The sequence below is a fragment of the Klebsiella sp. 141203 genome, assembly GCF_032601985.1.
Lineage (GTDB): Bacteria > Pseudomonadota > Gammaproteobacteria > Enterobacterales > Enterobacteriaceae > Klebsiella > Klebsiella aerogenes.
The window spans coordinates 50793-71080 of sequence record NZ_JAQIRL010000001.1 but is presented as its reverse complement, the minus strand read 5'-3'; the positions used below and the strand labels follow the sequence as shown (position 1 = coordinate 71080).

Genomic DNA, 20288 nt, shown 5'->3' with positions numbered 1-20288 from the left:
TAGCATTATAATAAATAGATAAGTGAACGTTTTATATACACTAGCTGTATATAAAGCCGTATCGCACGCACACACGACCCACAAGGAAAACCATGGAGCTTCTGGATTTGCTCAGAACCATTTTTGAGCGAGTACGTACTGATGCGGATTTTATTTCATTTACTGAAGTACTCATTGAAAATAATGTCTCTTATTACATCTATTTTGTTGCTACCGGGAATGTGAATTTTGTTATGTCATCAGATACTTTCGTTTCCCTGAAAAGCAACAGAAAGTTGCTGCGTGTTAACTCGCAGGCCTGCAGAACGCTCACCCGAGAAGCTGCGCGACGCCACTTTAGTGGTGTCACTCCTTTTGATAACTATTGCGCCGAACTGGCAAATGCCGGGGTATTTAAATGGGTGGTTGATCTTAATGAAAAAACGCGCCATTACTGGTCAAAAGACAACACACTATTGCATATGGAAAATATGATTCTCCCCTTTTAATCGCTGAAATTATTAAACGCTCATCCAGATATTCAGACGGCCCGGAAGTTAGTTTACGCTTGGGGCCGCTCAACACCTCAAGTTGCGCAACAGAAAAGGGAAATGGCTTTTTATTTGCGCAAAAACAGACTTTGCACCAGCCATCTCCCTGTATCCATAGGATTTTTTCCGTACTTTTAAACGGTTACGCTGCTGATGTATAATATCGTGCACTTCAACTAAAAAATGAGTGCGACCATGATTGATTCAACTTTGCCTTTAACAGACATTCACCGCCATCTTGACGGCAACATCCGTGCCCAAACCATTCTCGATCTTGGCCGCCAGTTCAATATTACTCTCCCGGCAGATACCCTTGAAACGCTGCGTCCGCATGTGCAGGTCACCAGCAATGAACCAGACCTGGTTAGCTTCCTGGCGAAACTCGATTGGGGCGTGAAGGTGCTGGCTTCTCTGGAAGCCTGCCGCCGTGTTGCCTGGGAAAACGTTGAAGACGCCGCGCGCAACGGCCTGCACTACGTTGAGCTGCGTTTTTCTCCGCGTTATATGGCGATGACCCATCAGCTGCCGGTCGCCGGCGTCGTCGAAGCGGTGATTGCCGGAGTACGCGAAGGCTGCCGTGATTTCGGCGTCGAGGCGCGTCTGATTGGCATCATGAGCCGCACCTTCGGCGAAGCGGCCTGTGAAGAGGAACTCGACGCCCTGCTGGCCCATCGCGATGGGATCACCGCGCTGGATCTGGCTGGCGATGAGCTGGGGTTCCCTGGCGCGCTGTTTATGGATCATTTCCGTCGCGCGCGTGACGCGGGTTGGCGTATTACCGTGCACGCAGGTGAAGCCGCCGGGCCGGAAAGTATCTGGCAGGCCATTCGTGAACTGGGCGCCGAACGCATCGGTCACGGGGTGAAAGCCGTGCAGGATCCAAAGCTAATGGACTACCTCGCCGCTGAACGTATTGGCATTGAATCCTGCCTGACGTCGAACATCCAGACCAGTACCGTCGCCTCACTGGCGCAGCACCCGCTGAAGACCTTCCTCGATCACGGCGTGCTGGCCTGCATTAACACCGACGATCCGGCGGTACAGGGTGTGGATATTATTCACGAGTACAATGTCGCCGCACCGGCGGCGGGCCTCAACCGCGAGCAGATCCGTCAGGCGCAAATTAACGGTCTGGAACTGGCGTTCCTCAGCCGTCAGGAAAAAGAGGCGCTGATCCAACGCGTTCTAAAGGCTAATTAAGCCAAAGCTCCGCCGTGCAGGCGGAGCATGCTGTTAAATCAGGCACAGCGCCGTCCGGTGCCGTGCCGATTCAATCCCCAGTTCAATCAGTTCCATAATCTGAATCGCCTGGCTTGCGGGTACCGGGTTTTCTCCGCTGCCGTTGAGCGCATCGCGAATCGCCGCATAATAAGCGGGATAGTTCCCGGGGAGCGTCAGCCAGGTTTCCTCGACGAGCTCTTCGCCTTCAACGCGGGTCAATATACCGTCACGCATATCGTAGCCCCAATCCTCCTGCGGCAACCGTTCGCCGTTTTTCAAACGTTCTTCCTGCGGATCGAGACCATATTTCACATAGCTTCCTCGTGAACCATGGACGATATATCGCGCCGTTTCTGCCGCCGCCAGCAGCGTGCTGTGCAAAATCACTCGCCGTTGCGGATAAACTAACACCGCGTGAAAATAATCCGTCGCCTGCGCGCCGGGGCGCTGCTGCGCCAGATCGACGGCAATACTCACCGGCAGGCCAAACAGATTGACCGCCTGATCCAGCAGATGCGGGCCTAAGTCATACCAGATACCGCTGCCAGGGCCGCCCTGCTCACGCCAGCGGTCACGAACCTGCGGGCGAAAACGATCGAAATGTGATTCAAAATAACTGACCTCCCCCAAATCCCCTGCGGCAATCAAGGCCTTCAGCGTGAGAAAATCGCTATCCCAACGGCGATTATGGAACACCGATAACAGCCGCCCGCGGCTTCTGGCGATAGCATCCAACTCGCGTGCTTGTGACAGTGTCACGGTAAAAGGTTTGTCAACAATGACGTGTTTACCCGCCTCCAGCGCCGCTCGCGCCAAAGGGAAATGGGTATCGTTGGGAGTCGGAATAACAATCAAATCGATATCAGGGTCAGCGTATAGCGAACTCGCTGAAGCCACCACCTGGGTCGCCGGCCAGTCTGTCAGTACTTTTTGCGCGTCGCTACTGACCACGGCCGATAGCGCCATACCCGGCGTACCGGAAATCAATGGCGCGTGAAATGTCTTGCTTGCATAACCATAGCCTATCAGTCCTACCCTTATAGCATCACTCATGGCGTCATCCTCGCAGGCAACCATGACTTCTACTATAAACCTTAATCTTCCGCTTATCCGTGCACGCTGTTCATCTTTGCGTCAGTTGCGCAATGCATGGGCAGTAATACTTGCGTTGTTTCCGCGGTTTAGTAACATTTCAATCCATTTTAACTTTCCGCTTTAGAATTATGACGACTGTTTTTACCCGCATTGTAGAACTTATTGGTTGGGTTGTGTTTGGCGTTTCGGCTGTGCTGTTGGTGGTTGCGCATCAAATCGATGATTATCAGTCCCCGCCCCCGGCTAGCACCGTACAGGCGAAATAAAGGCAAAAAGTGATACTCGCCGCAAATCTGCAACCGGTTTCAGAAACCGGTTGCAGATTTGTCGCGCCATTCAATACACTCTCCTTATCACTTGATAAGGAGTTTTTTTGATGGCCGCATTTCCGCAAGATTTTCTCTGGGGGGCAGCAACGGCCGCCTACCAGGTTGACGGCGGGCACGATGCCGATGGCAAAGGCCCATCTATTTGGGATATTTACTCGCACCAGCCGGGAACCACCTTTCAGGGCACCAATGGCGATATCGCCGTCGATCACTATCATCGTTTTCGTGAAGATGTCGCCCTGATGGCTGAAATGGGGCTACAAAGCTACCGTTTTTCTATCTCCTGGCCACGGTTATTGCCTCATGGCCGTGGCGAAGTCAATGAACCCGGCGTACAGTTTTACAGCGATTTGATCGACGAACTGCTGGCGCACAATATCGAACCAATGATCACCCTTTATCACTGGGATTTACCGCAGGCATTGCAGGACGAAGGGGGTTGGGAGGCTCGCAGCACAGCGGAAGCCTTCGCCGAATACGCTCGTCTGTGCTATCAGCGCTTCGGTTCCAGGGTCAAGCTGTGGGCAACCTTTAACGAAACCATCGTATTTATCGGCCACGGTTATATTAATGGCTGCCATCCACCGGCGGTACGCGACCCGGCTCGCGCCATCCAGGCTTGTCACCATGTCTTTGTCGCCCACGCGCTGGCCGTTAAGACCTTCCGTGAAATGAACATTAACGGCCAGATCGGTTTCGTTAACGTCCTGCAGCCCCATACGCCGTTGACGCAAAGCGCCGAGGATATCAGGGCCACCGCGTTGGCCGATGCTATCCATACCCACTGGCTATACGATCCGGTACTGAAAGGCGTCTATCCAGCCGATTTGCTCCGTCAGGCTCAGGCGCTGTGGAATGTACCCCTTTTTGCGCCGGGCGACGATGCGCTGCTCAAGGAAAACCGCTGTGATTTTATCGGCCTGAATTATTATCGTCGGGAGACGGTCTCCGCCACGCCGCAAGAAGGTCCAGGCGTCGGCGAGTCCGGCGTGGATGGATTATTTTATTTCGTCCGCAATCCGCAAAGTACTTATACTGAATGGGGCTGGGAAATTTGGCCGCAGGGATTAACCGACGGCATCATGATGATAAAAGAGCGCTATGGCGATATCCCAATCTATATCACCGAAAATGGTTTGGGGGCAAAAGATCCGATAATTGACGGTGAAATTGTCGACGATCCGCGAATTGACTATCTGAGTAGCCACATTAATGCGCTGGAAAAAGCAATAGCATTAGGTGCGGATGTCCGCGGTTTTTACCCGTGGTCCTTTATTGACCTGCTAAGCTGGCTCAACGGCTATCAGAAGCAGTATGGCTTTGTCTACGTCGATCACCAGCAGAACCGCGCCCGCAAACGAAAAAAGAGTTATTTCTGGTACCAAAACGTTATTGCCAGCCGAGGCGAACAGCGTTAATCTTCCCCCCTCAGGCGCCGTCCGGCGCCTGATCTGGTTGTAGAATATTCTTAAATTTCTTTTTACGATGCCAGGATCCTAATCAGTTCTTGTTTTTAGTATTGGCAACCGAAATAATTCCGCCGGCCCATCAAGAAGGCGCTGTTAGTTGAAACACGGTTTACAGAAAATTGGTAATATTCGACTTAATTCCGATTATTAAATGGATACACAAATGACCGTTCAGGATTATTTATTAAAATTCCGCAAAATTAGTTCGCTGGAAAGCCTAGAAAAACTTTTTGATCATCTTAACTATTCTCTCTCTGACACCAATGAAATCGTCAACATGTATCGCGCCGCCGATCACCGCCGCGCCGAGTTAGTTTCTGGCGGAAAACTGTTCGATGTCGGCCAGGTGCCGAAGTCGGTATGGCGTTACGTGCAATAAAGACTGTTATCATTCACGCCAGTTGCTTATACTTCCCGCCCTGAAATTAACTAACTGGCGTTGAATCCGGGGGTTACGATGTCCTCTCAATCTGCAGAACGTATAGGCGGATGGCTACTGGCGCCGCTGGCGTGGTTACTGCTCGCGCTGTTCAGCACCTCCCTATCATTAATACTGTACGCGAATGCGCTGATGGCGCCGCAGACCTGGGCATTGCTGAAAGCGATGAGCTTCGGCCACCTGGCGCTATGGCTGGCCTCGCTGCTGTTCGCCGTCGCGATGTGGTATTATACCCTGTGGCTGACAATAGCTTTTTTCAAACGCCGCGCGGTGGTACCCAAACACTACATTATCTGGCTGCTTATTTCGCTGCTGCTGGCGATTAAGGCGTTCGCTTTTTCGCCGATTTCGGATCTTCTGGCCATGCGCCAGTTGCTGTTTCCGTTGCTTGCCGCAGCACTGTTTGCGCCCTATTTTCGACGCTCTGCGCGGGTTAAGCGGACCTTCGTCAATCCGTAATAACCACACAGTTCACCTGTTGTCGCCGGTATCGATTTATTCGATAATAGGCGGCTTTTTTTCGTTTCAGGTCCAATAATGGCTGATTATTTACTGCTCTTTGTCGGTACTGTCCTTGTTAATAACTTCGTGCTGGTGAAGTTCCTTGGATTGTGCCCGTTTATGGGGGTTTCCAAAAAGCTGGAAACCGCTATGGGGATGGGACTGGCCACCACCTTCGTGATGACGCTGGCCTCGATTTGCGCCTGGTTGATCGACACCTGGATCCTTATCCCGCTAAACCTTGTTTATCTGCGCACCCTGGCCTTTATCCTGGTCATCGCGGTGGTGGTGCAATTTACCGAGATGGTGGTCCGTAAAACCAGCCCGGCGCTGTATCGCCTGCTGGGGATCTTCCTGCCGTTAATCACCACCAACTGCGCGGTGCTTGGCGTGGCATTGCTGAATATTAACCTCGGGCATAATTTCCTGCAGTCCGCGCTGTACGGTTTCGCCGCCGCCGTCGGTTTCTCGCTGGTGATGGTGTTATTCGCCGCCATTCGCGAACGACTAGTAGTTGCCGATGTTCCCGCGCCGTTTCGCGGTAACGCGATTGCGCTGGTGACCGCAGGATTAATGTCGCTGGCATTTATGGGCTTTAGTGGTTTGGTGAAGTTGTAATGAGCGCTGTCTGGATAGCCGTGATCGCCATCAGCCTGCTCGGGCTGATTTTCGGCTTAATACTGGGGTACGCGTCGCGCCGTTTTGCGGTGGAAGACGATCCGGTGGTAGAAAAAATTGATGAACTGCTGCCGCAAAGTCAATGCGGCCAATGCGGTTTTCCTGGCTGTCGTCCCTACGCGGAAGCCGTTGGGACTCAAGGTGAAAAAATTAACCGCTGCGCCCCCGGCGGCGAAGCGGTTATGTTAAAAATCGCCGCATTATTGAATGTTGATCCGCAGCCTATTGACGGCGACGAGCAGCAGCAAGAGCCGGTTCGCATGTTGGCGGTGATTGATGAAGCCAACTGCATTGGCTGCACCAAATGTATTCAGGCCTGCCCGGTCGATGCCATCGTTGGCGCGACCCGCGCCATGCATACGGTGATGAGCGACCTGTGTACCGGCTGTAATCTCTGCGTGGCCCCCTGCCCGACTCAGTGTATTGACCTGCGTCCAGTCGCTCAGACCACCGAAACCTGGAAATGGGACCTGCAAACCATCCCAGTACGCAATATTCCTGTGGAACAACATGTTTAAGTTATTTTCCGCTTTCCGAAAAGACAAAATCTGGGACTTCAACGGCGGTATTCATCCGCCTGAAATGAAAACTCAGTCCAACGGCACGCCGCTGCGTCAGGTTCCTCTGCCGCAGCGTTTCGTCATTCCGCTGAAGCAGCATATCGGTGCTGAAGGCGAACTGTGCGTACAACCGGGCGACAAAGTTCTGCGCGGTCAACCGTTGACCCGCGGTTTTGGCAGAATGCTGCCGGTTCATGCCCCGACTTCCGGAACGGTGACGGCTATCGAGCCTCACTCGACCGCCCATCCTTCCGCGCTGGCGGAACTGAGCGTTATTATCGACGCCGATGGCGAAGATTGCTGGATTGAGCGCGAGGGCTGGAGCGACTATCACAACAAGTCGCGTGAAGAACTGATCGAACGTATCCATCAGTTTGGCGTCGCCGGACTCGGCGGCGCCGGCTTCCCTACGGGAACAAAACTGCGCGGCGGCGGTGATAAAATCGACACACTGATTATCAATGCCGCCGAATGCGAACCCTATATCACCGCTGACGATCGCCTGATGCAGGATTGCGCGGCGCAGGTTGTGGAGGGGATCCGCATCCTTACGCATATTTTGCAGCCCAAACAGGTGCTGATTGGTATCGAAGATAACAAGCCGCAGGCCATCTCCATGCTGCGCGCGGTATTAACCGACGCCCATGGCATAGCATTGCGGGTGATCCCAACCAAATATCCCTCCGGCGGCGCGAAGCAGCTCACGCAAATTCTCACCGGAAAGCAGGTGCCGCACGGCGGACGCTCTTCCGATATTGGCGTCCTGATGCAGAACGTTGGCACCGCTTATGCAGTTAAACGCGCGGTGATCGACGGCGAGCCGTTGACCGAGCGCGTCGTCACCCTCACCGGCGAAGCGATTAGCCGTCCGGGCAACGTTTGGGCGCGCCTTGGTACGCCGGTGCGCCATCTTCTGAGCGATGCCGGTTTCTGCGCCAGCGCGGAGCCGATGGTCATCATGGGCGGGCCGCTAATGGGCTTCACTCTGCCCTGGCTCGACGTTCCGGTCGTGAAAATCACTAACTGCCTGCTGGCGCCGTCGGTGACTGAGATGGGCGAAACGCAGGAAGAGCAAGGTTGTATCCGCTGCAGCGCCTGCGCCGATGCCTGCCCGGCAGATCTCCTCCCCCAGCAGCTATATTGGTTCAGTAAAGGCCAGCAGCACGATAAAGCCACCACCCACAACTTAGCTGACTGCATCGAATGCGGCGCCTGCGCCTGGGTCTGTCCTAGCAATATTCCACTAGTGCAATATTTCCGCCAGGAAAAAGCGGAAATTGCCGCCATTCGCCTGGAAGAACAGCGCGCCGCCGAGGCCAAAGCTCGTTTTGAAGCGCGACAGGCGCGTCTTGAGCGCGAAAAAGTCGCGCGTCAGGAGCGGCACAAAAAAGCGGCCGTCCAACCGGCGGCGAAAGATCAGGATGCCATTAACGCCGCGTTGGCCCGCGTGCGTGATAAGCAGCGTGATGCGGCGCAGCCGATTGTTATTCAATCCGGCAGCAAACCAGACAACAGCGAAGCGATTGCCGCCCGCGAAGCGCGTAAAGCCGAGGCTCGGGCGCGCAAAGCCGCACAGCAAACTGCTGTCGACTCGACAGCCGATGCTCCCGATCCGCGTAAAGCCGCCGTTGAAGCCGCCATCGCTCGCGCCAAAGCACGAAAAGCCGCGCAGCAGGTTGAAAGCGCCGCACCGTCTGCCGAAAGTGAAGCTACGGTTGAGGCTGCGCCCGCGGTCGATCCGCGTAAAGCCGCCGTTGAAGCCGCTATCGCCCGAGCCAAAGCGCGTAAGGCTGCGCAGCAGGTTGAAAACGCCGCACCGTCTGCCGAAAGTGAAACAACGGTTGAGGCTGCGCCCGCGGTCGATCCGCGTAAAGCCGCCGTTGAAGCCGCTATCGCCCGTGCAAAAGCGCGTAAGGCCGCACAGCAAGTAGAACAACAAACCGCGCCGGACGCGGCCAATGACGACCCGCGTAAAGCGGCCGTCGCGGCAGCTATCGCTCGCGTTCAGGCACGTAAAGCAACACAGCAGGCAGTTAACGAGGAATAAATGGTTTTCAGAATCGCAAGCTCCCCTTATACCCACAACCAGCGCCAGACCTCGCGAATTATGCTACTGGTGCTGCTGGCGGCGATCCCTGGTATTGTCGTCCAGAGCTGGTTTTTCGGCTGGGGTACCCTGTTGCAGATTATCCTTGCGGCCTTCACCGCATGGGGAACCGAAGCGGCTATTCTCAAGTTGCGCAAACAAAATATTGCGGCAACCCTTGCGGATAACTCCGCCCTGCTGACCGGTTTGTTGCTGGCAGTCAGTATTCCGCCGCTGGCGCCGTGGTGGATGGTGGTGTTGGGCACCGCATTCGCGGTGGTGATTGCCAAGCAACTGTACGGCGGATTAGGGCATAACCCCTTCAACCCGGCAATGATCGGCTACGTCGTCCTGCTGATCTCTTTCCCGGTGCAGATGACCTCCTGGTTACCACCGCACGAGATTGCCGCTCAGGTTCCTGGTTTTATGGATGCGCTGCAGGTCATTTTCGGCGGCCACACCGCCAGCGGTGGCGATATGAACAGCCTGCGCATGGGAATCGACGGTATCAGCCAGGCTACTCCGCTGGATACATTTAAAACGTCGCTGCATGCCGGACACAGCGCAAAAGAGATCCTGCAGTATCCAATTTATGGCGGCCAACTGGCTGGTCTCGGCTGGCAGTGGGTTAACCTCGCCTGGCTGGCTGGCGGTCTGTTCCTGCTTTGGCAAAAAACCATCCGCTGGCATATCCCGGTTAGCTTCCTGCTAAGCCTTGCCGTCTGCGCCACTCTCGGCTGGATTTTCTCACCAGAAAGCCTGGCATCGCCGCAAATGCATCTGCTTTCCGGCGCCACCATGCTCGGGGCATTCTTTATCCTTACCGATCCGGTGACGGCATCCACCACCAACCGCGGACGCCTGATTTTCGGCGCGCTGGCCGGTTTACTGGTATGGCTAATCCGCAGCTTCGGCGGTTATCCGGACGGGGTCGCCTTTGCCGTGCTGCTGGCGAATATTACCGTCCCATTGATTGACTACTACACGCGCCCGCGCGTGTATGGCCACCGTTGAGGAGTCGCGATGTTAAACAGCATGCGTAAACATGGCATCACGCTGGCGCTCTTTGCCGCTGGCTCGACCGGACTAACGGCCGCCATTAATGAGTTAACCAAAAACACCATCGAGCAGCAGGCCGCGCTGCAGCAAAAGGCCCTATTCGATCAGGTCCTGCCAGCGGAGAGTTATAGTAACGATTTGCTGAAAAGCTGTTATCTGGTGACCGCGTCGCAGTTAGGCAAAGGTCAGCATAAAGTGTGGATTGCAAAGCAGAACGATACGCCGGTCGGCGCGGTGATGGAAGCCACGGCGCCGGATGGTTATTCCGGGGCGATTCAACTGCTGGTCGCAGCTGACTTTAAAGGCACCGTTCTTGGATCACGTGTCACCGAGCATCATGAGACCCCCGGGCTCGGCGATAAGATCGAACTGCGTATTTCTGACTGGATCACCCACTTCAGCGGCAAGGTTATCCATGGTCAAAATGATAGCCACTGGGCGGTGAAAAAAGACGGTGGTGATTTCGACCAATTCACCGGTGCGACCATTACCCCCCGCGCGGTGGTAAACGCCGTTAAACGCGCGGGACTGTATGCGCAAACGCTGCCCGCGCAGATCCCTGAATTCACCGCCTGCGGAGACTAAACCATGAGCGAAGTAAAAGACGTCATTGTTCAAGGGTTGTGGAAGAATAACTCGGCGCTGGTTCAGCTGTTGGGTATGTGTCCCCTGCTTGCGGTTACCTCAACGGCTACCAATGCCCTGGGCCTCGGTCTGGCGACCACGCTGGTACTGACGCTAACTAACCTCACTATCTCCAGCCTGCGCCGTTGGACGCCAGCGGAGATCCGTATTCCGATCTACGTGATGATTATCGCCTCGGTAGTTAGCGTGGTACAAATGCTTATCAACGCATACGCTTTCGGCCTGTATCAATCGTTGGGTATCTTCATTCCGCTTATCGTCACCAACTGTATCGTGGTGGGGCGCGCCGAAGCGTTCGCCGCCAAAAAAGGACCGGCGCTGTCGGCGCTTGATGGCTTTTCCATTGGTATGGGCGCGACCTGCGCCATGTTTGTGCTGGGATCGCTGCGCGAAATAATCGGCAATGGCACGCTGTTTGATGGCGCCGATAGCTTATTAGGCGGTTGGGCGAAAGTTCTGCGCATCGAAGTTTTCCATACCGATACGCCGTTCCTGCTGGCGATGCTGCCGCCGGGCGCTTTCATTGGCCTCGGTATGATGCTGGCGGTAAAATACCTCATCGATGAGCGTACTAAGCAGCGTAAGGCGAAAGCGGCGCTGGCCGTCTCCGTCGCCCCAACTGATGTGACAGGGAAAGCGTAAGATGAATAAAGCCAAACGCCTAGAGATCCTGACCAGGCTGCGGGATAACGACCCGCACCCAACCACCGAACTTAATTTTACCTCGCCGTTCGAGTTACTGATTGCGGTGCTGCTGTCGGCGCAGGCCACCGATGTGAGCGTCAATAAAGCGACGGCGAAGCTCTATCCGGTCGCCAATACGCCGGCGGCGATGCTGGAACTTGGCGTTGACGGCGTGAAGTCCTATATCAAGACCATTGGTCTTTTTAACAGTAAAGCCGAAAACGTCATTAAGACCTGCCGCATCCTGCTGGAGCAGCATAACGGTGAAGTACCGGAAGACAGGGCGGCGCTGGAGGCCTTACCGGGGGTCGGGCGTAAGACCGCTAATGTCGTGCTGAATACCGCCTTTGGCTGGCCGACTATTGCCGTCGATACCCATATTTTTCGCGTTTGCAATCGGACACAATTTGCTCCCGGCAAGAACGTTGAACAAGTCGAAGAAAAGTTGTTAAAGGTGGTTCCTGCGGAGTTTAAAGTTGACTGCCACCACTGGCTTATTCTTCACGGCCGTTACACTTGTATCGCGCGAAAACCGCGCTGTGGTTCCTGCCTGATTGAAGATTTGTGCGAGTATAAAGAGAAGGTAGAGTCCTGAGTTCTGCATATCTGCTGAATACGACCGCTCTCCCCAGCCGCCGCTATTTTCCTCATTGACCGCCAGGAGCCATAACTTAACCTATGGTTATGGCTCTATTATTTATCAATCATACCGATAATCACTCCATACTTTTGCCGTTTAGATGGATAATTATGCGGTTATATAACCAGCAATCAGCGCATTCGTTTTTTACCGTTGAAAATTTTCTATATATTTGTGATCAAGATCATCCACGCAACTCATCGTTAAATTACTGTTGCAAAAATGCTGCAAAAAGCCAGCAATTTCAATATCAGAGCCTTACACACCAGGACAATAGCCTGCTTATTTTTAGGAATATAGGCCATCTCACTACCTTCAAGGTCAAAAAGCAGAATATATCGCCTTTATCCCCGCGGCGACGGCCAATCACAGATTAAAATATCAGGTTTAGCAAAAAGGTGAAATTTAACTCTGTATAACATTTGTATGACTGGCTAATTATAGTGGCTTAGTTATGTGTAACAGAGTATTACAAAGCTATTGCCTGATGGGGCAGGATAGTGAACATTACTTGCCGTTTTCCCTCCAAGAATAACTATAAAGGCGGCGGTCCTCCGGGATTGCGCCCCAAACAGCCCCCGTTAATATGGGATGTAAAAAAAGAGGTATATGTGTCAACTGCAAACAATAAACCAGCAGAAAGCGTGAGTTTGAACGCTTTCAAACAACCAAGAGCGTTTTATCTCATTTTCTCCATTGAGTTATGGGAGCGTTTTGGTTATTACGGCCTGCAAGGGATCATGGCCGTTTACCTGGTAAAACAGCTGGGTATGTCGGAAGCGGATTCTATCACCCTGTTCTCTTCCTTTAGTGCACTGGTTTATGGCCTGGTCGCTATCGGCGGATGGCTCGGCGACAAGGTACTTGGCACCAAACGCGTCATCATGCTTGGCGCGATTGTACTGGCTATCGGCTATGCGCTGGTTGCCTGGTCCGGTCACGATGCCGCCATCGTCTATATGGGTATGGCGACTATCGCCGTCGGTAACGGCTTGTTTAAAGCCAACCCGTCCTCCCTGCTCTCTACCTGCTACGACAAGAACGACCCGCGTCTGGACGGTGCATTCACCATGTACTACATGTCCGTCAATATCGGTTCCTTCTTCTCTATGCTGGCCACACCGTGGTTGGCGGCGAAGTTCGGCTGGAGCGTGGCGTTCGCGCTGAGCGTAGTGGGCATGCTGATTACCGTGGTTAACTTCGCCTTCTGCCAGAAGTGGGTTAAACAGTACGGTTCTAAACCTGACTTCGCTCCGGTACATGTCGGCAAACTGCTGGCAACCATCGTCGGCGTGGTAGTTCTGGTTGCTATTGCCACCTGGCTGCTGCACAACCAGGGCATCGCACGTATGGCGCTGGGCGTCATCGCACTGGGCATCGTTATCATCTTCGCTAAAGAAGCCATGGCGCTGCAGGGCGCGGCGCGTCGTAAAATGATCGTTGCTTTCCTGCTGATGGTTGAAGCGATTGTCTTCTTCGTACTGTACAGCCAGATGCCAACCTCGCTGAACTTCTTCGCGATCCGTAACGTTGAGCACTCGATTCTGGGTATCGCGTTCGAACCTGAGCAGTATCAGGCGCTGAACCCGTTCTGGATTATGATTGGTAGCCCGATTCTGGCGGCGATTTATAACAAGATGGGTGACCGTCTGCCGATGCCGCATAAGTTCGCCATCGGTATGGTACTGTGCTCCGGTGCTTTCCTGGTGCTGCCGCTGGGTACCAAATTCGCCAGCGATGCCGGTATCGTCTCCGTCAACTGGTTGATCCTCAGCTACGCGCTGCAGAGTATCGGTGAACTGATGATTTCCGGCCTCGGCCTGGCGATGGTGGCTCAACTGGTACCGCAACGTCTGATGGGCTTCATCATGGGTAGCTGGTTCCTGACCACCGCAGGCGCCGCCATCATTGCAGGTAAAATAGCTAACCTGATGGCAGTACCGGAAAACGTCACCGACCCGCTGGTTTCTCTGAACGTTTACGGCCACGTGTTCCTGCAAATTGGTATCGCGACCGCAGTCATCGCTTTCCTGATGCTGCTGACCGCGCCGAAGCTGAACCGCATGACGCTGGACGACGACGCTGTCGCCAAAGCGCGCGAAACCGCAACCGCTTAAATGCTCCGGGAAAACCAATAAATTTAGGCCGCTAACGTTTGTTAGCGGCTTTTTTTTTGCCCCACGGGGGACTAACATACAGGAAACTGCAGCCACGAGGAGTTACTGATGAAACTGTTCTACAAGCCCGGCGCCTGTTCCCTTGCCTCTCATATCGCCCTGCGCGAAAGCGGCCTCGACTTTACCATCGATAGCGTCGACCTGGCGAAGAAACGCCTCGAAAACGGCGATGACTACCTGCTGATTAACCCTAAGGGTCAGGTTCCCGCGCTGCTGCTTGACGACGACATGCTGCTGACCGAGGGCGTGGCCATCATGCAGTACATTGCCGACCGCGTACCTGACCGTCAGTTGCTGGCCCCAGTGGGCACCATTGCCCGCTATCAGACGCTGGAATGGCTGAATTACGTCGCCACCGAATTACATAAAGGCTTTACCCCGCTGTTCCGCCCGGACACCCCGGAAGACTACAAGCCGACGGTGCGCGCGCTGCTGGAGAAAAAGCTGCAGTATGTCGATGAGTCGCTGCAGGATAAACAGTGGTTGAATGGGCATCGCTTCACCATCGCCGATGGCTACCTGTTTACGGTCCTGCGCTGGGGCTATGCGGTGAAACTGAATATGGAAGCGTACGCTAATATTGGCGCCTGGATGGCGCACGTCGCGGCGCGGCCGTCCGTTGCGGCGGCGCTGTCGGCGGAAGGTCTGAAGTAAACCATTGGCATGCCCGCTTGCGGGCATGCCATCGCGCTTACAGCTGCGTAGCGCTGAAGTAATGCTCCGGTTTGGCAATGCGGTCCTGCGCCGCCACCACCTGCAATTCATACTCGTGCATATTTTTGGTGGCCAGCATGATTTCATACACTGCCGCAGTAACGTGCTCAAGGGCATCGCGCAGGCTGGCGCCCTGCAGTAGCTTAACCAGCAGCAGGCCGCTAGTCACATCGCCCACGCCGACCGGCTGACGGCTGCCAAAATCGACCAGCGGGCGGCTGATATGCCAGGCCTCATCCGCTGTCACCAGCAACATCTCAAAGCGATCCATACTCATACCGGCCCGCGCCAGATGCTTCACCAGCACCACCTGTGGCCCTAGTGCTATCAGCTCACGCGCCGCGCTAACGGCTTCGTCAACGTTGGCTACCGGATGGCCGCACAGGATCTCCAATTCGACAAGATTCGGCGCGATGATATCACTGGCCGGCAGCGCATAGCGTACGTGGAATTCAGCCACCCCGGGGGCGACGATACAGCCTTTTTCCGGGTGGCCCATCACCGGGTCGCAAAAATATTTCGCTGCCGGATTCGCCGCTTTAACCTGACGCACGATGCCGAGAATATGTTCGCCCTGCTCGGCGGAGCCAAGATAGCCGCTCAGTACCGCATCGCAGCTCTGCAGCTTATCGATATCGGCAATCCCCTGCACGATTTCGGTCAGATGCGAAGGCGGCATGACGCAGCCGGTCCATTTGCCGTACTGCGTATGGTTGGAGAACTGAACGGTATTGAGGGGCCAGACGTTGGCGCCGAGGCGGCGCATCGGAAATTCAGCGGCGCTGTTGCCCGCATGGCCAAACACAACGTGAGACTGAATGGCGAGGATGTTCTTCATTTTCTTACCACAACCCTAAAAAGAAAAAAGGGCGTGGTTTCCCACGCCCTGGTTTTATTTTTTATTTCCAGCAGACCAGGCAGTAATTCTTCTTACCGCGACGCAGTAAGGTGTAGCGGCCGAACAGGCGGTCGCTATCACTGAATACATATTCCGGATCGGACTGTTTTTCACCGTTAATGGTCACCGCGTTAGAGGCTACGGTTTTACGCGCCTGACCGCGGGACGGCTGCAGCTCGGAATCCACCAGCGCCTGCAGGAGATCGGCGCCTTTTTCCATTTCGATCATCGGCACGCCATCCTGCGCCAGCTGTTCGAAATCTGCTTCGCTCAGGTCGCTCAGATTACCGTTAAACAGGCTTTCGGTAATGCGCTTAGCCGCTTCCAGGCCTTCTTCGCCGTGGACCAGACGCGTCACCTGCTCTGCCAGCACGTACTGCGCGCGCGGCGCTTTACCGCTGTTTTTATCTTCTTCTTCCAGCGCATTGATCTCGGCAATGTCCATGAAGGTGAAGAACTTCAGGAAGCGATAAACGTCTGCGTCGGCGGTGTTAATCCAGAACTGGTAGAATTTGTACGGACTGGTTTTCTTCGGATCCAGCCATACCGCGCCGCCTTCTGTTTTACCGAACTTGGTGCCGTCGGCCTTGGTGATCAGCGGAACGGTCAAACCGAAGACCTGATTCTGGTGCAAACGACGAGTCAGGTCGATACCTGAAGTGATGTTGCCCCACTGATCGGAACCACCGATTTGCAGCGTCACGCCGTGCAGTTTATTCAGGCAAGCAAAGTCATAACCCTGCAGCAGGTTATAGGAAAACTCGGTGAAAGAGATCCCCTGATCGTCACGGTTCAGACGCTGCTTCACCGCTTCTTTGTTGATCATCTGGTTCACAGAGAAGTGCTTGCCGATATCACGCAGGAAGGTCAGCACGTTCATGCCGCCGAACCAGTCGTAGTTATTCGCGGCAATCGCCGAGTTGTCGCCGCAGTTGAAATCGAGGAATGGCGCAACCTGTTTACGGATTTTATCCACCCACTGCTGCACGGTATCTTCGGTATTGAGTTTACGCTCAGCGGCTTTAAAGCTCGGGTCGCCAATCAGACCGGTCGCGCCGCCGACCAGCGCCACAGGCTTATGGCCTGCCTGCTGGAAGCGTTTCAGGCATAACAATGGAACAAGATGCCCCAAGTGCAAGCTGTCAGCGGTAGGATCGAAGCCGCAATAGAGCGCGATCGGGCCTTGCGCCAGTCGCTCTGCTAACGCTTCCTCGTCCGTCACCTGGGCTACCAGCCCCCGCTCTTGCAATTGTTTAATCAAGTTACTGCTTGCCATCAAATTCTCCATGTATAAACGACTGCACCTTTGCCGGTACACGACTTTTCGCCAGACGCGAAAGGTACATAGAATAAAGCGCCGGAGCACGTAGCACCAGCGCTTAAAACAACATTTTGCGTCCTTTATGGCGCCAGACGGTCGATTTGCCAGCCATCATTTTGCCGCTGGTATAAAAAGCGGTCGTGCAGACGATGTTCACCGCCCTGCCAGAACTCCATTTGTTCAATACTGACGCGGAAACCGCCCCAGAAACTTGGCAACGGGACTTCGCCTTGCTGGAATTTCTGTTTAAGCTCGAGGAATTTACTTTCCAGGATCCCACGAGCGGAGATACGGCTGGACTGTTGGGAGACCCAGGCGCCAATCTGGCTATCGCGCGGTCGGCTGTGGAAATACTTAACCACTTCCAGCGTCGACAGACGTTCTGCCTGGCCTATTACCATCACCTGGCGCTCCAGCATATGCCAGGGAAACAGCAGGCTGATATGGGGATTTTTTTCGATCTGGTGCGCCTTACGGCTGCCCAGGTTGGTATAAAACACCAGCCCTTTTTCATCATAGTGTTTTAACAATACGATGCGTTGATAGGGCTGGCCGTTTTCATCAACGGTCGCGACTACCATCGCCGTCGGGTCGGCGAGCTTAGCGTCGCAGGCCTGACGCAACCAACGTTCAAATAACGTCAGGGGTTCAGCGGGAAGATCGTGGCGACGAAGGCCGCCACGGGTATATTCACGGCGCAGATGCGCGATTTGCTGCAATTCGTCGTTATCAGACATAACCATTGAGATCGTTGTCATAGGGTGGCGTTATTGTGCGCCCCCGCTACGGAAATCTCAACGTTTGGCGGTTTGTAACTGGCAGTTGTCCAGTACGGCGCGGTCGCGCTTATACACGGTGGCGCTGTCGCCCTTCGACCAGAAGACATAAACGCCATCAGTGTAACGAGAACCGGAAGCCGAGAGCCCCTGGGTCAGATTGAGTTGCTGATTATCATAGATAAAGCTCACCTGCTGACGAGCGTTGTTCAGATGGACGGTCAGCGGTTTTTGATCGCACTGATATTCAAGGGTGTCGGTCTGCATCCGTTCAACGAATTGGTTGTAATAGCTACACCCCGCCAGCATAAAAGGAACTACCGCAATAAGAAATTTTTTCATGAGTATGCCTTCGACTTTCCCGGTCAGGAGGGCAAACCGCCCTCCCGGAATTTCGTCCAGTTTACCGGTAAATAAAAAATAGCGACTTCAGTTAACTCTGATTCTGCGCTCGATTCGCGGGATAAATGGCGCCAAGAATGGTCGCTTCGCTGGCGCCGGTGACGGAAGGAAGATTACCCGGCAGGCCGGCAAGCGTACGCCATGCCAGCCACGCAAAAGCCAACGCTTCCATATCGTCACCGCTGATACCGGCATCATCGGTGGTCGTGACTTCCGTTCCTGGCAGCAGCGCCGCCAGACGCGCCATCAACAGCGGATTACGCGCCCCGCCGCCGCAAACTAACAAACGCTCGCAGCCGCCGCTTAACAAAACCTGCTCACTGATGGTCACCGCCGTCAGTTCAGTCAGCGTGGCCTGAACATCCTGCCCTCGCAGATTAGCGTAACGTGCCAGATGTTTTTCCAGCCAACCATAATTGAAATACTCGCGACCGGTGCTCTTCGGCGCGGGTAACGCAAACCACGGGTCGCTTAGCATATCCTGCAGCAGCGGTAACAATACTTTGCCTTCACTGGCCCATTGCGCGTCTTTATCGTAGGGTTTACCGCACTGGCGCCAAATCCAGGCGTCCATCAACATATTTCCCGGTCCGGTGTCGTAACCGCGTACCGGCTGCCCTGGAACCAGCAAGGAAAGGTTGGCTATGCCGCCGATGTTAAGCACCATACGTCTTTCAACCGGGTGCGCCAGCAGCGCCTGATGGAAAGCCGGGACAAGGGGCGCGCCCTGGCCGCCAAGCGCCATATCGCGGCGGCGGAAATCCCCCACCACGGTCACGCCGGTATGCGCTGCGATCTGATTGTTATCGCCTATTTGCATCGTGTGCGGCGCATCGCCGGTCGGTTCATGCCACACTGTCTGGCCATGGCAACCGATAGCGACAACATCCTCAGGCTGAAGATTTTGCTGGCGCATCAGCGCTAATACTGCATCCGAAAAAAGCCGTCCCAAACGGGTATCGAGTCGCCCCAGTTGCGACAAGGTCAGCTGTTGCCCCTGGCAAATCGCTAAAATATCTTCTTTCAGATTGACCGGGATGGGGTACGAGAGGCTCGCCTGCTGCGCCACCATGTTTTCATTTATTGCCGCCAGAACAACATCAACGCCATCAAGGCTGGTGCCAGACATTACGCCAATAAAACGACCTGATTTCATACGCCTACCCTCATTCCATGACTTTTGCAGTGCCATCAGTGCATCATAAAGCAGCGTGCAATGCTATGGCGCACTAATACTTTTTAACAATAGTTCTGCCGCGACAATTTGTTATGTAAAGTACTTACGTTTATCCGTCGTTAAAGCGAACCTTATTATTTTTAAACAGTCCATAAGGAAGCTATGCCAGCGAACGCTTAAATGCCATATAATTGACCACATGGAAGTTCACTGGAACATTTTGGTACACAGGAGATTCATAAATGATTTTACGTGTTTTGGCTGTCTCGATGATTGGCTTAACCCTGGCGGGTTGCGTCAGCAGCAGCGGTCTATCCGGCGATGTTTACACAGCATCAGAAGCCAAGCAGGTGCAAAGCGTGACCTACGGTACCATCGTACATACCCGTGCGGTCCAGATCCAAAGCGGCGATGACAGCAATGCTATCGGCGCGATTGGCGGCGCGGTACTCGGCGGCTTCCTTGGTAATACCATCGGCGGCGGTACCGGTCGTTCTCTTGCAACTGCTGCAGGCGCGGTTGCCGGCGGCGTAGCCGGTCAGGGCGTACAGGGCGCGATGAACAAAACGCAGGGCGTTGAGCTGGAGATCCGCAAAGATGACGGTAATACCATCATGGTGGTTCAGAAACAGGGCAGCACCCCGTTCTCCGTCGGCCAGCGCGTAGCCATTGCCGGCAGCGGTAGTCAAGTGACGGTTTCCCCGCGTTAAGCCTCCCTAATGCGGCCTTAATTGGCCGCATTAATTCCCCAGATTCATTATTTATCACCAAAACATTCATCATACATATATCAATATTATTGATGTTTCTGCACAGCAACTTGCGTTTGCGCAATATTTCCCGTTGATTAATTCGTTAGCCTGAAGATGTTTTTCATTTAGCGACCA

The 20288-nt window shown here is 54.3% G+C and carries 22 protein-coding genes; 16 read left to right on the top strand and 6 right to left on the bottom strand.

Annotated elements, in window-relative coordinates; translation table 11 throughout:
• The first annotated feature begins 92 nt into the window (after window positions 1-92).
• Window positions 93-488 carry a DUF1398 domain-containing protein gene (locus tag PGR29_RS00370; RefSeq protein ID WP_087858492.1) on the top strand — a complete coding sequence of 132 codons (396 nt, stop codon included), beginning with the start codon at window positions 93-95 and terminating at the stop codon, window positions 486-488.
• A 237-nt stretch (window positions 489-725) separates the two neighbouring features.
• A complete protein-coding gene (add, locus tag PGR29_RS00365) occupies window positions 726-1730 on the top strand; it encodes an adenosine deaminase (RefSeq protein WP_087858491.1) in 1005 nt (334 codons plus the stop codon).
• 33 nt (window positions 1731-1763) lie between these two features.
• Here add and PGR29_RS00360 read toward each other — a convergent pair whose 3' ends face one another.
• Complete coding sequence (locus tag PGR29_RS00360; protein ID WP_087858490.1) at window positions 1764-2804, bottom strand: oxidoreductase; 1041 nt, start codon at window positions 2802-2804, stop codon at window positions 1764-1766.
• Window positions 2805-2974: 170 nt separating this feature from the next.
• Here PGR29_RS00360 and blr point away from each other — a divergent pair, with 170 nt between their 5' ends.
• The 13 genes from blr (at window position 2975) to gstA (ending at window position 14767) form a co-directional block, all read left to right on the top strand.
• Window positions 2975-3112 carry a division septum protein Blr gene (gene blr, locus PGR29_RS00355; protein ID WP_015366847.1) on the top strand — a complete coding sequence of 46 codons (138 nt, stop codon included), beginning with the start codon at window positions 2975-2977 and terminating at the stop codon, window positions 3110-3112.
• Between the two features lie 110 nt (window positions 3113-3222).
• On the top strand, window positions 3223-4593 hold the full coding sequence (locus PGR29_RS00350; protein WP_316423819.1) for a GH1 family beta-glucosidase: 1371 nt from the start codon (window positions 3223-3225) through the stop codon (window positions 4591-4593).
• Between the two features lie 214 nt (window positions 4594-4807).
• Window positions 4808-5023: a transcription modulator YdgT gene (gene ydgT / locus PGR29_RS00345; RefSeq protein WP_015366849.1), complete on the top strand. Its 216-nt coding sequence runs from the start codon at window positions 4808-4810 to the stop codon at window positions 5021-5023.
• A gap of 78 nt (window positions 5024-5101) precedes the next feature.
• Complete coding sequence (locus PGR29_RS00340; protein WP_047042807.1) at window positions 5102-5542, top strand: DUF2569 domain-containing protein; 441 nt, start codon at window positions 5102-5104, stop codon at window positions 5540-5542.
• A gap of 78 nt (window positions 5543-5620) precedes the next feature.
• Entirely contained in the window at window positions 5621-6202 is a 582-nt protein-coding gene (gene rsxA, locus PGR29_RS00335) for an electron transport complex subunit RsxA (protein ID WP_015366851.1), read from the top strand.
• A complete protein-coding gene (gene rsxB / locus PGR29_RS00330; RefSeq protein ID WP_045392444.1) occupies window positions 6202-6780 on the top strand; it encodes an electron transport complex subunit RsxB in 579 nt (192 codons plus the stop codon). Before rsxA ends, rsxB begins: the two co-directional genes overlap by 1 nt.
• A complete protein-coding gene (gene rsxC / locus PGR29_RS00325) occupies window positions 6773-8869 on the top strand; it encodes an electron transport complex subunit RsxC (RefSeq protein WP_316423818.1) in 2097 nt (698 codons plus the stop codon). Before rsxB ends, rsxC begins: the two co-directional genes overlap by 8 nt.
• A complete protein-coding gene (rsxD, locus tag PGR29_RS00320) occupies window positions 8870-9922 on the top strand; it encodes an electron transport complex subunit RsxD (protein WP_213794736.1) in 1053 nt (350 codons plus the stop codon). It begins immediately after the preceding gene.
• Between the two features lie 9 nt (window positions 9923-9931).
• On the top strand, window positions 9932-10552 hold the full coding sequence (gene rsxG / locus PGR29_RS00315; RefSeq protein WP_316423817.1) for an electron transport complex subunit RsxG: 621 nt from the start codon (window positions 9932-9934) through the stop codon (window positions 10550-10552).
• A 3-nt stretch (window positions 10553-10555) separates the two neighbouring features.
• Window positions 10556-11254, top strand: a complete 699-nt coding sequence (locus tag PGR29_RS00310; RefSeq protein WP_316423816.1) for an electron transport complex subunit E — start codon at window positions 10556-10558, stop codon at window positions 11252-11254.
• Window position 11255: 1 nt separating this feature from the next.
• On the top strand, window positions 11256-11891 hold the full coding sequence (nth, locus tag PGR29_RS00305; protein ID WP_113374672.1) for an endonuclease III: 636 nt from the start codon (window positions 11256-11258) through the stop codon (window positions 11889-11891).
• Between the two features lie 656 nt (window positions 11892-12547).
• Window positions 12548-14053 carry a dipeptide/tripeptide permease DtpA gene (gene dtpA / locus PGR29_RS00300; RefSeq protein WP_087858483.1) on the top strand — a complete coding sequence of 502 codons (1506 nt, stop codon included), beginning with the start codon at window positions 12548-12550 and terminating at the stop codon, window positions 14051-14053.
• A gap of 108 nt (window positions 14054-14161) precedes the next feature.
• Window positions 14162-14767 (top strand): glutathione transferase GstA, encoded by a 606-nt coding sequence (gene gstA / locus PGR29_RS00295; protein ID WP_087858482.1) that lies wholly within the window; start codon window positions 14162-14164, stop codon window positions 14765-14767.
• Between the two features lie 37 nt (window positions 14768-14804).
• Here the strand turns inward: gstA and pdxY are convergent, their stop codons facing one another.
• From pdxY to anmK, 5 genes are all read right to left on the bottom strand, one after another.
• Window positions 14805-15665: a pyridoxal kinase PdxY gene (gene pdxY, locus PGR29_RS00290; RefSeq protein ID WP_087858481.1), complete on the bottom strand. Its 861-nt coding sequence runs from the start codon at window positions 15663-15665 to the stop codon at window positions 14805-14807.
• Between the two features lie 61 nt (window positions 15666-15726).
• The gene (gene tyrS / locus PGR29_RS00285) at window positions 15727-17001 is read right to left on the bottom strand and encodes a tyrosine--tRNA ligase (RefSeq protein WP_063416172.1); all 1275 of its coding nucleotides are present in this window, start codon (window positions 16999-17001) and stop codon (window positions 15727-15729) included.
• Window positions 17002-17126: 125 nt separating this feature from the next.
• Window positions 17127-17783 (bottom strand): pyridoxamine 5'-phosphate oxidase, encoded by a 657-nt coding sequence (pdxH, locus tag PGR29_RS00280; protein WP_032706215.1) that lies wholly within the window; start codon window positions 17781-17783, stop codon window positions 17127-17129.
• 57 nt (window positions 17784-17840) lie between these two features.
• Window positions 17841-18164, bottom strand: a complete 324-nt coding sequence (gene mliC / locus PGR29_RS00275; RefSeq protein ID WP_087858480.1) for a C-type lysozyme inhibitor — start codon at window positions 18162-18164, stop codon at window positions 17841-17843.
• A 91-nt stretch (window positions 18165-18255) separates the two neighbouring features.
• A complete protein-coding gene (gene anmK / locus PGR29_RS00270; protein ID WP_087858479.1) occupies window positions 18256-19380 on the bottom strand; it encodes an anhydro-N-acetylmuramic acid kinase in 1125 nt (374 codons plus the stop codon).
• Between the two features lie 263 nt (window positions 19381-19643).
• Here anmK and slyB point away from each other — a divergent pair, with 263 nt between their 5' ends.
• Window positions 19644-20111: an outer membrane lipoprotein SlyB gene (slyB, locus tag PGR29_RS00265; RefSeq protein WP_045392464.1), complete on the top strand. Its 468-nt coding sequence runs from the start codon at window positions 19644-19646 to the stop codon at window positions 20109-20111.
• The last annotated feature ends 177 nt before the right edge of the window (window positions 20112-20288 follow it).

Coding starts and splice junctions, on each gene's coding strand:
- PGR29_RS00370 (WP_087858492.1), top strand. CDS start 93: ATGGAGCTTCTGGATTTGCTCAGAACCATTTTTGAGCGAGTACGTACT.
- add (WP_087858491.1), top strand. CDS start 726: ATGATTGATTCAACTTTGCCTTTAACAGACATTCACCGCCATCTTGAC.
- PGR29_RS00360 (WP_087858490.1), bottom strand. CDS start 2,804: ATGAGTGATGCTATAAGGGTAGGACTGATAGGCTATGGTTATGCAAGC.
- blr (WP_015366847.1), top strand. CDS start 2,975: ATGACGACTGTTTTTACCCGCATTGTAGAACTTATTGGTTGGGTTGTG.
- PGR29_RS00350 (WP_316423819.1), top strand. CDS start 3,223: ATGGCCGCATTTCCGCAAGATTTTCTCTGGGGGGCAGCAACGGCCGCC.
- ydgT (WP_015366849.1), top strand. CDS start 4,808: ATGACCGTTCAGGATTATTTATTAAAATTCCGCAAAATTAGTTCGCTG.
- PGR29_RS00340 (WP_047042807.1), top strand. CDS start 5,102: ATGTCCTCTCAATCTGCAGAACGTATAGGCGGATGGCTACTGGCGCCG.
- rsxA (WP_015366851.1), top strand. CDS start 5,621: ATGGCTGATTATTTACTGCTCTTTGTCGGTACTGTCCTTGTTAATAAC.
- rsxB (WP_045392444.1), top strand. CDS start 6,202: ATGAGCGCTGTCTGGATAGCCGTGATCGCCATCAGCCTGCTCGGGCTG.
- rsxC (WP_316423818.1), top strand. CDS start 6,773: ATGTTTAAGTTATTTTCCGCTTTCCGAAAAGACAAAATCTGGGACTTC.
- rsxD (WP_213794736.1), top strand. CDS start 8,870: ATGGTTTTCAGAATCGCAAGCTCCCCTTATACCCACAACCAGCGCCAG.
- rsxG (WP_316423817.1), top strand. CDS start 9,932: ATGTTAAACAGCATGCGTAAACATGGCATCACGCTGGCGCTCTTTGCC.
- PGR29_RS00310 (WP_316423816.1), top strand. CDS start 10,556: ATGAGCGAAGTAAAAGACGTCATTGTTCAAGGGTTGTGGAAGAATAAC.
- nth (WP_113374672.1), top strand. CDS start 11,256: ATGAATAAAGCCAAACGCCTAGAGATCCTGACCAGGCTGCGGGATAAC.
- gstA (WP_087858482.1), top strand. CDS start 14,162: ATGAAACTGTTCTACAAGCCCGGCGCCTGTTCCCTTGCCTCTCATATC.
- pdxY (WP_087858481.1), bottom strand. CDS start 15,665: ATGAAGAACATCCTCGCCATTCAGTCTCACGTTGTGTTTGGCCATGCG.
- tyrS (WP_063416172.1), bottom strand. CDS start 17,001: ATGGCAAGCAGTAACTTGATTAAACAATTGCAAGAGCGGGGGCTGGTA.
- pdxH (WP_032706215.1), bottom strand. CDS start 17,783: ATGTCTGATAACGACGAATTGCAGCAAATCGCGCATCTGCGCCGTGAA.
- mliC (WP_087858480.1), bottom strand. CDS start 18,164: ATGAAAAAATTTCTTATTGCGGTAGTTCCTTTTATGCTGGCGGGGTGT.
- anmK (WP_087858479.1), bottom strand. CDS start 19,380: ATGAAATCAGGTCGTTTTATTGGCGTAATGTCTGGCACCAGCCTTGAT.
- slyB (WP_045392464.1), top strand. CDS start 19,644: ATGATTTTACGTGTTTTGGCTGTCTCGATGATTGGCTTAACCCTGGCG.